At 68.3% G+C, this 11,466-nt stretch carries 9 protein-coding genes; 2 read left to right on the top strand and 7 right to left on the bottom strand.

What is annotated here, in order from left to right:
• Window positions 1–312: 312 nt before the first annotated feature.
• From B447_RS14135 to B447_RS14125, 3 genes are all read right to left on the bottom strand, one after another.
• Window positions 313–1,848, bottom strand: a complete 1,536-nt coding sequence (locus B447_RS14135) for a cryptochrome/photolyase family protein (RefSeq protein WP_002941453.1) — start codon at window positions 1,846–1,848, stop codon at window positions 313–315.
• 165 nt (window positions 1,849–2,013) lie between these two features.
• On the bottom strand, window positions 2,014–2,229 hold the full coding sequence (locus tag B447_RS14130; protein ID WP_002941450.1) for a hypothetical protein: 216 nt from the start codon (window positions 2,227–2,229) through the stop codon (window positions 2,014–2,016).
• Window positions 2,230–2,306: 77 nt separating this feature from the next.
• Window positions 2,307–3,992, bottom strand: coding sequence for a PHA/PHB synthase family protein (locus B447_RS14125; protein ID WP_002941447.1), 1,686 nt, complete (start codon window positions 3,990–3,992; stop codon window positions 2,307–2,309).
• A gap of 291 nt (window positions 3,993–4,283) precedes the next feature.
• On the opposite strand from B447_RS14125, the gene B447_RS14120 reads away from it, so the two are divergent.
• Window positions 4,284–6,212, top strand: coding sequence for a DUF47 family protein (locus B447_RS14120; protein ID WP_002941444.1), 1,929 nt, complete (start codon window positions 4,284–4,286; stop codon window positions 6,210–6,212).
• A complete protein-coding gene (locus B447_RS14115; RefSeq protein ID WP_002941440.1) occupies window positions 6,209–7,837 on the top strand; it encodes a PEP/pyruvate-binding domain-containing protein in 1,629 nt (542 codons plus the stop codon). The genes B447_RS14120 and B447_RS14115 overlap by 4 nt, the downstream gene beginning before the upstream one ends.
• A gap of 37 nt (window positions 7,838–7,874) precedes the next feature.
• Here the strand turns inward: B447_RS14115 and B447_RS14110 are convergent, their stop codons facing one another.
• The 4 genes from B447_RS14110 to cysW all read right to left on the bottom strand — a co-directional run bounded on the left by B447_RS14110 (window position 7,875) and on the right by cysW (window position 11,466).
• Window positions 7,875–8,375 (bottom strand): hypothetical protein, encoded by a 501-nt coding sequence (locus B447_RS14110; protein ID WP_002933391.1) that lies wholly within the window; start codon window positions 8,373–8,375, stop codon window positions 7,875–7,877.
• A 165-nt stretch (window positions 8,376–8,540) separates the two neighbouring features.
• A complete protein-coding gene (locus B447_RS14105) occupies window positions 8,541–9,470 on the bottom strand; it encodes a CysB family HTH-type transcriptional regulator (RefSeq protein ID WP_002941438.1) in 930 nt (309 codons plus the stop codon).
• Entirely contained in the window at window positions 9,467–10,561 is a 1,095-nt protein-coding gene (locus tag B447_RS14100; protein ID WP_002941436.1) for a sulfate/molybdate ABC transporter ATP-binding protein, read from the bottom strand. Before B447_RS14100 ends, B447_RS14105 begins: the two co-directional genes overlap by 4 nt.
• Entirely contained in the window at window positions 10,558–11,466 is a 909-nt protein-coding gene (gene cysW / locus B447_RS14095) for a sulfate ABC transporter permease subunit CysW (protein WP_002941435.1), read from the bottom strand. Before cysW ends, B447_RS14100 begins: the two co-directional genes overlap by 4 nt.

The following is an 11,466-nucleotide window of genomic DNA, read 5'->3' as shown; positions in this document are numbered from 1 at the left end:
GCCGCTCCTACCGGGGGGCGCCGCGGTGTCCGTTCCCGCCGTAGGAGCGGCGCCAGCCGCGAGGGGTTGAAGGCGACGAGCGTCGGGTGGGTGCGATGAAAAGCTCGCGGCTTGCGCCGCTCCTACCGGGGGGCGCCGCGGTGTCTGTTCCCGCCGTAGGAGCGGCGTCAGCCGCGAGGGGTTGAAGGCGACGGGCGTCGGGTGGGTGCGATGAAAAGCGCGCGGCTTGCGCCGCTCCTACCGGGGGGCGCCGCGGTGTCCGTTCCCGCAGTAGGAGCGGCGCCAGCCGCGAGGGGTTGAAGGCGACCGGCGTCAGAGCGCATCCAGTTTGCCCAGATAGTCCATCGCCTGCGCCAGCGTTGCGGCGCGCTCGCCTTCGTCCATCTTCGCCCACGCCTTGTAAGGCATCGCCATGCGCGGGTTGCGTGCGAAGCGGGCCTCGTGGCGCAGCAGGAAATCCCAGTACAGGCTGTTGAAGGGGCAGGCGGGTCTGCCGCTGGCGCCGTGGCGGCGCTTGGGGTCGTAGGTGCAGGTCTTGCAGTAGTCGGACTGCTTGCCGATATAGCTCGCCGCGCCAGCGTAGGGCTTGCTGGCGATCACGCCGCCGTCGGCGAACTGGCTCATGCCGCGGGTGTTGGGCATCTCCACCCATTCGAAGGCGTCGGTGTAGATGCCGAGGTACCAGGCGTCGACCTCGTCCGGATCGCAGCCGGCGAGCAGGGCGAAGTTGCCGGTGATCATCAGGCGCTGGATGTGGTGGGCGTAGGCGCTATCGAGTGATTGCGAAACCGCGTGGTGCAGGCAGTTCATCTTCGTCTCGCCGGTCCAGTACCAGGCTGGCAGCGGCCGATGCGCGTCGAGCGCGTTGCCCTGCGCGTAGCTCGGCATGCGCGCCCAATACACCCCACGGACGAATTCGCGCCAGCCCAGGATCTGGCGCACGAAGCCTTCGCAACTCGCGAGTTCGACCTTGCCAAGCTGCCAGGCAGCGACCGCCGCATCGATGACTTCGCGCGGGTGCAGCAGTTTCACGTTGAGTGCGAACGACAGGCCGGAGTGGAACAGCGTGGTCGAGCGCGTGCTCATCGCGTCCTGATAAGGCCCGAACCAGGGCAGGGCGTGTTCGATGAAACGCGCCAGGCCGGCGCGCGCCTCGCGCCGGGTCAGCGGCCAGCGTACCCGCCCGGCGTGCGGCGCACCGATGGTCTCCACGCCGGCGGCGGTGATCTCGCCCCAAAGCGCCGTCAGGTCATGACCGGCCCAGGGCCATTCGGGCGCGGGCGGATCGCCGGGCCATTTCTCGCGGTTCTGCGCGTCGAAGTTCCATACTCCGCCCACAGGGCTGTCCTCGGCGTCGAGCAGGATGCGGTGGCGGCGACGCATGTCGCGGTAGAAGAACTCCATGCGCGGCACCTTGGCGGTGAAGCGCCGGGCGAGTTCGGCGCGCTCGGCGAGGAAGTGCTCGCTGCTGAACACCTCATGCGGCAGGGCAAGCGCCTGTGCGGACTCGTCCAGCAGCCCTTCCACTCGCCATTCGTCGGCCTCCATGCGCTCGAAGCGGGTTGCTCCGCATTCGCCTGCTACCAAGGCGAGGTTGGCAGCGAAGGACTGGCGGTTGTCGGTGTCGCCGATCTTCAGGTAGCGCACGCGGTGCCCGGCGGCCTGCAGTGCGGCCGCGAAGGCACGCATCGCGGCGAAGATCGCCAGCACCTTCTGCGCGTGGTGGCGCACGTAGTCGGTCTCGCTGCGCACCTCCATCATCACGTACAGCACGTCTGGACGCGGGCTGCGGAACCAGGAGTGGGCGGCGTTGAGCTGGTCGCCGAGGATGAGGCGGAGGGTGGTCATGTCTGCGTGCGCTTGGTGGGTGGGGGCGCAGACAGAGACGCATACGCGCGTGATGAGTTCGCTGTGGGTGGCGCGTAATGGTGATTCCGCAGCCAAGAAGCAGAGACGTGCTGCCCGCGGAAGCGCTTGGTGCGGCCCTTCCTCGCGTCAGGGCCGGGTTACAGATCAGTTGCCGGCTTTCGAACGCAGCACGGCGAGGTTTCTTTGCCAGGCGGCCAGCGCATCCTGGTCGTCAACCAGGGCGGCAACGCCGTTCCTGTGCTGTGCCGATGCGCCAGCGCGGGATTCGGAGAAGTTGGCAGGGGTGCTCCCGGCGGGGCTGTGAGCGGCAAGCAGCGCGTTGCCGGTGTCTTGCGGGCAAGGCATGGTAGGGACGTTCATGATGGCTTCTCCTGGTGACATCAAAAAATAGTGCGGTGGCGGGACGCATGCCCTGCATGCGCTGAGACGGTGCGTCCTCATGCCTCCAATACGTAGGAACCTGGGGCGTCGCCAAGGCTGGGGTAGCGCTCGTCGCTGGCGGGCCGTGCGTCTACGAGCTCGCCGGCGCGCGGCTTGAGCCACTGCATCCAGTCCTCCCACCAGCTTCCGGCCTGCGCCTCGGTGCGGTCGCGCCACTGCAGCGGCTTGTCGGCGCGGTGCGCCGTGTCGGCCCAGTAGCGGCGCTTGGGAGGGCGTGCGGGAGGGTTGACGATTCCCAGGATGTGGCCCGAGCTCGACAGTACGAAGCGCTTCTCCGCCGCAATGTGGTGGACGGTGCGGAAGGTCTGCTGCCAGGGGGCGATGTGGTCGTCCTCGGCGGCGACTGCGTAGAGTGGCTGGCGGATCGCGTGCAGGTCGATCGTTTCGCCGGCCACGTTGAGGGCGCCGGGCTCGATCAGGCGGTTGTGCAGGTAGAGCTCGCGCAGATACCAGCTGTGCATGGCCTGAGGCATGCGCGTGGTGTCCATGTTCCAGAACAGGACGTCGAAGGGGGCGGGCGATTCGCCGTAGAGCCAGCCATGCACCACGTAGTGCCACACGAGGCTGTTCGAACGCAGCAGGCGGAATGAGGCGGCCATGTCGCGGCCGTCGAGGTAGCCCTTGCGCGCCATCTGCGCCGACAGGTGGGCGATGCTGCCTTCATCGATGAAGACCTCGATGTCGCCCGGCTTGTGGAAGTCGACCAGGGTGGTGAACAGCGTCCAGTCGCGCACCGGTATGGCGTCCTCGGCGTAGTGCCTCGCCGCCCACGCCATGTAGATCGCCAGCGCGGTGCCGCCGATGCAGTAGCCTGCGGCATGCACCCGCTCGGCGGCGGTGAAGTCGCGTGCAACGCGCACGATCGCGTCCACGCCGTCGCAGATGTAGTCGTCGAAGCGGGTGCCGCGCATCGACTCGTCGGGGTTCTTCCAGCTCGTGATGAAGACGTCCAGGCCTTGGTCCAGCAGGAAGCGCACCATGCTCTTCTTCGGAGTGAGGTCGAGCACGTAGAACTTGTTGATCCAGGGTGTGACGATCACTACCGGCTCGGCATGGACCTGGGGCCGGGTGGGCGCGTAGTGGATGACCTCGAGCAGGTGGTTGCGGAAAACCACTGCGCCGGGCGTGGTTGCAAGGTTTCCGCCGACCTTGAAGTGGTCGGGGTCGGTCATGCGCACATTGCCGGCACCGAGGTCCTCCAGCATGTTCTGGAGGCCTTGCCACAGACTTTCGCCGCGCGTCTCGGCCAAGCGGCGCAGGGCGATCGGGTTGGTCAACAGGTAGTTCGTGGGCGCGACGGCGTTGAGCCACTTGCGCCACCAGAACGCTGCGCGTCGCCGCTCCTTGCCCGACAAGCCCGGTGTTACGTACAGCATGTCCTGCATGTGGTGGGTGAGGGCGAGGTACCACTCCTTGACCAGGTCCCAGGTCGGCGCTTCGGTCCACACCGGATCGGTAAAGCGGGGGTCGTCGGCATGCGGCCTGATGGGGTCCGGGCTCGGCAGCCCGCAGGCGCGCCGGAAGCTGTGCAGTTGCAGGTGCCAGAGGTCGGTCGTGAGTGCGCTCAGATGTTCTGCCAGTTCCTGCGGGTGCATCAGCCAAGCGAGCTGGGCGTGCAGGATAGGTGCGCTGAGGCCAAAGGGGTCGGCCTGGGCGACGATGCCGTCGTTGAACACAAGCAAGCGGCGGTACAGGGCCTTGCCGTCCGGGACGGTCCTGTGCGCCGCCGGTGGACGATCGCTGCGACGCCTCCCAGGGGGAGTCGCGCGGGTAACGGGCCTCGGCGTCGCCATGTCAATCGCTTCCTGCGAAGTTTGGCTGCAAGTGTGCGCCACGACCTTGACATGGTTATTTCAGTTTCGTGAATTTTCGTTGGCCGGCGCGATCGCGTACTTCACTGCGCGCAGTCGGTTGCCTGTTACCTGCCTGTCACATTCACCGCCGAGAATTCCGGTAGATATCGGGGGTGTGCCATGGAGAAACTCGAAGCAGTCGCCAGTCTTGGGCAGACGGAGCTGCTCAGGCCGGCTCGGGTGCGGGCTGCGCTGGCGGCGAACGACCGGCTCAAGCTCTACCTGAGCCTGCTGCAGGCGGCCCAGCAGCGCGCGTCCGGCGAGGGTGTTCCGGCGCTCGATCTGTCGCGGGAGTTCGCCGCTGCCGGGCTCAAGGCGGGCTGGCTTGCCGAGTTGCCCGCGAACGCGTTTCGCGAAGGCAAGCTGCTGCATCTGCCCGAACTGTCCAGGCTGCGCGATTGCCTCGTCGAGGATCTGCAAGTCATGGCGCGCCCGGTCGATGCGGACGAGGCGCTCGTGCAGCGGGTCGAGCACTGGTGCGGATGGCTGGCGCAGCTTGCGCCCGACACCTTGTCGGCGGCGGACCTGCAGGCGCTGACCAGCGGCAAGCGTGGCAAGGACGACAGCCTGCACCTTCTGGTGATGGATCTGCACAAGGCGATCAACCGCCTGGCGGCCGAACTGTCGAGCGAGAACATCGATGGCGCCCACGTCTGGCAGATCGAGGCCGAAGATCGGCCGCGGATCGCCGCGTTCATGCGCGGTCTCAACCAGACGCGCGCGCTCAAGCTGCAGCATCCCGGTCTCGACACCGCCGCCACGCGCGATGGCGACCGCCTGCTGCTGCAGAACGACATCGGTACCAACGATGCACATGTGCTGGTGATACAGGTCGAGGTGCTGGAGGTCAGCCTGACCTATTCCGACCTCCATAGCCGCCGTTTCGCGTTCTTCCAGTCGCTGCTGTGCGAGGTGGGCGCGAGCTGGGGCGAGGCCCAGGCGCGCACTCGCGCGGGGTTGAACGCCGGCGCTGCCTACTATGTCGGCACCGCACGCTTCAGCTGCAGCGACGAGATGAGCCTGTGGACGACGCTGGAATGCATCGGCGCACGCATCGTCTTCCTGATCGACTGGAACCGTGCGCGCAAGCGCCTCGAGCAGTTCGTTGGCAAGGGCGATGCGGTAGCCATCCTGGCCGAGTCGGCGCGCCGCCGGGTCGGCCACATGGCCTGGCTCGAGGCCGGCGGCGAGCGGCTCATCTTCGGGGCGATGCAGGCCCTCGGTCCCGACTACTTCCGCATCGGCGACCGTCTCGATGTGGTCATGGGCACCGAGCGTGCGCGCGGCTTCGTGCTCGACGTGATGGCGCTGGCGTCGGCGGCCGCGCAGCAGCACCAGCCGCTCGCCCTCGTGGCCGACGATGCCCGCTTGCTGCTCGCACGCTACCTGCACCGCCATGACGAATTCGACCTGCTCGCCGAGCATGCGGCCTACTGCCATGCGATGGCCGAAGGCCTGCGCGACGGCCTCGCCCACGGCTACGAGCGCGACCGCAAGGCTGCACGCGTGTTTGCCGAACGCGCCAAGGACTGGGAGCGCGCTGCGGACCAGCTCGTCATGGATGCACGTGCGCGTGCCGAGGCGCGGCCGCGCTGGCAGGCCTTCGCCGAGGTGGTGGAGACGGCTGACGACGTCGCCGATGCCCTTGAGGAGGCCGCCTTCCTGCTGTCCCTGATCGCCTCCGATCACCACCGCGGCTGGCGTGGCGAAGTGCACCAGTCCATGCAACTGCTTGCCGATGCGGTACTCACCGCTGCACAGGACCATGTGCGGGCGCTCGAGATTGCCCGCACCCTGGGCGAGCGCAGCAGCGCCGAGGACCATGAAGAGTTCGTCGCCGCGCTCTGGCGCGTGCTCAATGCCGAGCGTCAGTGCGACGTGCTGCTCAGGGACGTGCGCCGTGCCCTCGCCGAGCACGTGAGCGATGCCGCCACCCTCAACCTGAGTACCGATTTTGCGCAGGCGCTCGAGGCCGCGACCGACTGGCTGCTCGCCACCGGCTACGGCGTGCGCCGGCTTGCCTTCAGCCGCGTGCGGGTGGGCGAATGAGCGCTGGGACCGACCACCTGCACGCCCGTGTCGTGCTGCTCATCCAGGGCGATGAGCCCCTTCCGAAGCACAGCGGGCCCGAGATCCTCGGTGCCAAGGCCTGGAACCTGGCGCGCATGGCGGCGCTCGGCATGCCGGTGCCGCCGGCCTTCGTGATCGGCACCGGCTGGTGCGCCGACCCGGCTGCGCTCGGTGAATGGCATTGGCGCCCTGCCCTGGAGACGCTGGAAAAGCACTGTGGGCTACGCCTGGGCGATGCTCGCCATCCGTTGCTGTTGTCGGTGCGCTCGGGGGCGCCGGCATCGATGCCTGGCATGATGGAAACCCTGCTCAACATCGGTCTGACCGAGTCGACCCTGTCCGGCTTCGTGCGTGTGACGGGTCATCCGCGCCTGGCCTGGGATGCCTACCGGCGCCTTATCGCAGGCTATGGCGAGGTCGTTGCCGGCATCGATTCCGCGCACTTCGAGGCCGACCTTGACGCTGTGCGCGGCGACCTTGACGAGCGCCTGCTCGATTTCGCCGCGCTGCGCGCGCTTGCCGGCCGCCATCTCGAAACCTATCGCAGAGAGGCGGGCGAGGCCTTTCCGCAGGATGCGCACGCACAGCTCAGGCAGGCGATTGCAGCCGTGTTCGCCTCCTGGCGCAGCGACAAGGCGCGCACCTACCGTGACCTGCACGGTCTGGACCATGGCATGGGCACCGCAGTGACGGTGCAGCGCATGGTGTTCGGCAATGCCGGCGGCCTGTCCGGGGCAGGCGTCGGCTTCACGCGCGACCCGAGCAGCGGTGAGCCGCAGCCCTGGGTCGACTTCCTCTTCAACGCGCAGGGTGAGGACGTCGTCAGCGGCCGCCGCAGTGCGCTCGGTCACGGCGAGCTTGCGAGCGTCGCGCCCTCGATCTGGGAGGATCTGGTGGGCATCTGCGGTCGGCTCGAGCAGGCCTTCGGCGACATGCAGGACTTCGAATTCACGGTGCAGGACGGGCGACTCTTCCTGCTCCAGGCGCGTGCCGGCAAGCGCACTGCGCTGGCTGCCGCGCGCATCGCGCTCGACCTCCTCGACGAGGGGGTGATCGACGCCGCAACCGCGCGCGAGCGCACCTATGGGCTGGATGCCCGGGCGCTCGTGCAGCGGCGGCTGGCAGCGATCGATGGCGGCGGGCCCGAGCCGCTCGCACAAGCCTCAAGCGCGTCGAGCGGGATCGCCAGCGGCGAGATCGTCCTCGACGAAAGGCGTGCCCGCGCCCGCTGTGCCGCAGGTGCGCGCGTGATCCTGGTACGGCAAGATGCCGAGACGCGCGACATCGCGGCGCTGGACCTCGCCGAGGGGCTGCTGACCCACCGTGGTGCGCGCACTTCGCACGCTGCGGTGGTCGCGCGCCAGCTCGGCAAGGTTTGCCTGGTCGGCTGCGAGGCGCTGCAGATCGACGCAGCGGAGCGGGTCGTGCGCATCGGTGGGCGGGCTCTTGCGGAAGGCGAACTGCTCACCCTCGATGGCAATCAGGGTGTCGTCCATGCCGGGGAGGTGGCGGTCGTCGAGAGCGTGCCGGAGGCGCTGATTGCGCGCCTGGAAGTGCTCCACCGCAGTGCTCAAGAGCAGCCGGATGCCAGCCTCGCGCGCTGAGTGGCCGCGGCATCGGCCCGTCAGTGGGCGGCGGGCTTCAGGGCAGGAAGTGCCCGATGCGGTCGAGTTCGCGCTGAAGCCGTTCGGGGTCGCCGGCGCGGCTGCCTTCGAGCAGCGGCATGGAGCGTTCGATGCGGGCACGCAGGATGTGATAGACGTCGAGCAGTTCCGACGTCGGGTCATGTGGCAGCAAATGACGCTGCAGCGGGTCGTGCACCGGCCAGTGGGCGCGTAGCGCGCTCGAGTCGCAGTAGGGGCATGGCCCCTCGCAGCGCGACTCGCAGACGCTGACCACCAGCATCGGGGCGTCACCGGTCGCGGCGTGCGGGAGGGACGACAGCGGAAGAGCGTCGGGAGGCGAGTCGCCGGCAGCGATGCCCTGGCCGCGCAGGAGTTCGAGCGCCTCGCGTGCCGGCGGCCCGGGGGCGTCGCAGCTTGCGCGGCCTGCCTTGCAGCCGGCGCGGGACACGTGGTTGAAGATGGCTTCGGCGAGCAAGGCGCGACAGTCCTTGCCCTTGCCCACAAAGAGTACCTGCATGGCGCTTCCTCGCGGCTTGGCTATGGGCGCAGGAGGCCGGGCAGGGAGGCGGGTACGGCGGTTGCCGGCCACCCGGACGCCTGATGCCGTCGAGGTCGGTCCTCGACCCGTGGAGTGTGCGCCGGTCGTGTTACCGCTTGATGACGGCCGGGATGGACGCCAGTGCTACTTGCTCACCTCCCCGACCGCATGCGACACCACCGCCTCGCTCAGTTCCGGCGCACACAGCTCGATGAAGCGGTAGGCGAAGCCGCGCAGGTAGTGACCGCGCCGTACCGCAATGCGGGTGACGTTGCCGGCGAACAGGGCGTCGCTGTCGAGCATGCGCAGCCCCGGGTCGCGCTCGGGGCTGAAGGCCATCGAGGCCAGGATGCCGACGCCGAGGCCGAGCTCGACGTAGGTCTTGATGACGTCGGCGTCGAGCGCGGACATCACCACCGCCGGCTTCAGGCCCGCGGCGGCGAAGGTCTTGTCGATGCGGGTGCGCCCGGTGAAGCCTTCGTGGTAGGTGATGACCGGATGCTCGGCGATGGCTTCGAGCGTCAGCGGCTGGACTGCCTCGAGTGGGTGGCCGGCGGGCACCACCACGGCGTGCTGCCAGCTGTAATAGGGGAATGAGGCCAGTTCGGGCACGTCGGCCAGCGCCTCGGTGGCGACACCGATGTCGGCCTCGCCGTCGAGCAGCATCTGCACGATCTCGCCCGGGCTGCCCTGGTGCAGCTTCAGGTGCACCTTGGGGAAGGCTCGCGTGAAGGCCGCCACGACCGTGGGCAGCGCGTAGCGCGCCTGGGTGTGGGTGGTGGCGACGGTGAGCTGGCCCTGGTCGGCGTTGCTGTACTGCTCGGCCAGGCGCTTGATGTTGGCGGCATCGAGCAGCATGCGCTCGACCATCACCACCAGCTCCTTGCCCGGCGCAGTGAGGCCGAGCAGGCGCTTGCCCTTGCGCGTGAACAGCTCGACGCCGAGCTCGTCCTCGAGGTCCTTGATGTGCTTGGAGACGCCCGACTGCGAGGTGAACAGGGCGTTTGCCACCTCGGTCAGGTTGAACCCGCGCCTCACCGTCTCGCGGATGATGCGCAACTGCTGGAAGTTCATCGTGCGGCTCCCGCGGCGGCGGTGTGCTGTTGTTCGAAGACGCTGAGGCGCGATGGTAGCAGGCGCACGTGCTGGCCTTCCTGCAGGCCGAGCGCGGCAACCCGCTCGCGCGTGAGCTCGACCTCGAAGTGTTGCCCGGTGGCGCCGTTGATGCCGTCGAGCTCGATGCGGGCGGTCACGCCGAAGGCGAGCACGCGGCTGATGCGGGCGGCGATACCCTGGCCTGCGCCGCCGTCAACGACGATCTCGAGTTCGTACGGGCGGGCAAAGGCCACCACCTCGGCGCCCTGGTCGAGCGTGCCGACGCCGTGCTGCAGATGCTCGTCGCCCACGCGCAGGCCCTCGCCTTCGACCCGGCCGTGGAAGAAGTTCACCGACCCGAGGAAGCCATACACGAAGGGCGTCGCCGGGTGGCGGTAGACCTCTTCCGGTGTGCCGACCTGCTCGACCCGGCCCTGGTTCATCAGCACCACGCGGTCGGCCACCTCCAGCGCTTCTTCCTGGTCGTGGGTGACGAAGACCGAGGTGATGTGCAGCTCGTCGTGCAGCTTGCGCAGCCAGCGCCGCAGCTCCTTGCGCACCTTGGCGTCGAGCGCGCCGAAGGGCTCGTCGAGCAGCAGCACGCGCGGCTCGACCGCCAGCGCACGGGCGAGCGCGATGCGCTGGCGCTGGCCACCGGAGAGCTGCGACGGGAAGCGGTCGGCCAGCCAGTCGAGCTGCACCAGGTTGAGCAGATCGTGCACCTTAGCCCGGATCTGCTTTTCGGACGGGCGCTGGCCGCGCGGCTTCATGCGCATGCCGAAGGCAACGTTGTCGAACACCGTCATGTGACGGAACAGCGCGTAATGCTGGAACACGAAGCCGACCTGGCGGTCACGCACGTGGGTGCCGGAGGCGTCGTCGCCGTCGAGCAGCACCTGGCCGGCGTCGGCCGATTCGAGTCCGGCGATGATGCGCAGCAGCGTGGTCTTGCCGCAGCCCGAGGGACCGAGCAGGGCGACGAGCTGGCCGGTGGGGAAGTCGAGCGAGATGTCGTCGAGGGCGACGAAGCTGCCGAAGCGCTTGTCGATGTTGTGTACCTGGATGCTCATGATGCGTCGTCCTGTGAAAGGCGGTGGGCTGCGGCGGCGCGGTGCTCGACCCAGGTCTTGAGGGCGAGGGTCACCAGGGCCAGCAGGGCCAGCAGCGAGGCCACCGCGAAGGCGGCCGCGAACTGGTATTCGTTGTAGAGGATCTCGACATGCAGCGGCAGCGTGTTGGTGAGGCCGCGAATGTGGCCTGATACCACCGACACGGCGCCGAACTCGCCCATCGCGCGGGCGTTGGTCAGGATCACGCCGTATAGCAGTCCCCACTTGATGTTGGGCAGGGTCACATGCCAGAAGGCTTGCAGGCCGCTTGCGCCGAGCACGATCGCCGCCTCCTCTTCCTCCTTGCCCTGCGCCTGCATCAGCGGGATGAGCTCGCGTGCGATGAAGGGGAAGGTCACGAACACGGTGGCGAGCACGATCCCCGGCACGGCGAAGATGATCTTGATGTCATGGTCGGACAGCCATGGGCCGAACCAGCCCTGAGCGCCGAACACCAGCACGTAGATCAGGCCGGCGATCACCGGCGACACCGAGAACGGCAGATCGATCAGGGTGATCAGGAAGTGCTTGCCGCGGAACTCGAACTTGGCGATCGCCCACGCCGCACACACGCCGAACACCAGATTCAGCGGCACGGCGATCGCGGCGGCCAGCAGCGTCAGGCGCAGGGCCGACAGCGCGTCGGGGTCGACCAGCGCGCTGACATAGGTCTCCCAGCCCTTGCGCAAGGCCTCGACGAAGACCGCGATCAGCGGCATCAGCAGGAAGATCGCGAAGAAGCTCAGCGCGGTGCCGAGGATGAGCCATTTCACCAGCGGGGTTTCGCGCGTCGCCGCGCGCGCCTCGAAGCGGGTCTGGCCGGCGTGGGCCCCTGCGCCGATGCGAAGTGTGCTTGCGCCAGCCAT

The organism is Thauera sp. 27 (genome assembly GCF_000310125.2).
GTDB classification, from domain to species: domain Bacteria; phylum Pseudomonadota; class Gammaproteobacteria; order Burkholderiales; family Rhodocyclaceae; genus Thauera; species Thauera mechernichensis.
This window is presented reverse-complemented; position numbering and strand designations above follow the sequence as displayed.

What these genes read in the sequence shown, in the direction of transcription:
- B447_RS14135 (WP_002941453.1), bottom strand. Translation starts at nt 1,848, where the DNA reads ATGACCACCCTCCGCCTCATCCTCGGCGACCAGCTCAACGCCGCCCAC.
- cysW (WP_002941435.1), bottom strand. Translation starts at nt 11,466, where the DNA reads ATGGCTGGCGCAAGCACACTTCGCATCGGCGCAGGGGCCCACGCCGGC.
- B447_RS14120 (WP_002941444.1), top strand. Translation starts at nt 4,284, where the DNA reads ATGGAGAAACTCGAAGCAGTCGCCAGTCTTGGGCAGACGGAGCTGCTC.
- B447_RS14100 (WP_002941436.1), bottom strand. Translation starts at nt 10,561, where the DNA reads ATGAGCATCCAGGTACACAACATCGACAAGCGCTTCGGCAGCTTCGTC.
- B447_RS14130 (WP_002941450.1), bottom strand. Translation starts at nt 2,229, where the DNA reads ATGAACGTCCCTACCATGCCTTGCCCGCAAGACACCGGCAACGCGCTG.
- B447_RS14115 (WP_002941440.1), top strand. Translation starts at nt 6,209, where the DNA reads ATGAGCGCTGGGACCGACCACCTGCACGCCCGTGTCGTGCTGCTCATC.
- B447_RS14110 (WP_002933391.1), bottom strand. Translation starts at nt 8,375, where the DNA reads ATGCAGGTACTCTTTGTGGGCAAGGGCAAGGACTGTCGCGCCTTGCTC.
- B447_RS14105 (WP_002941438.1), bottom strand. Translation starts at nt 9,470, where the DNA reads ATGAACTTCCAGCAGTTGCGCATCATCCGCGAGACGGTGAGGCGCGGG.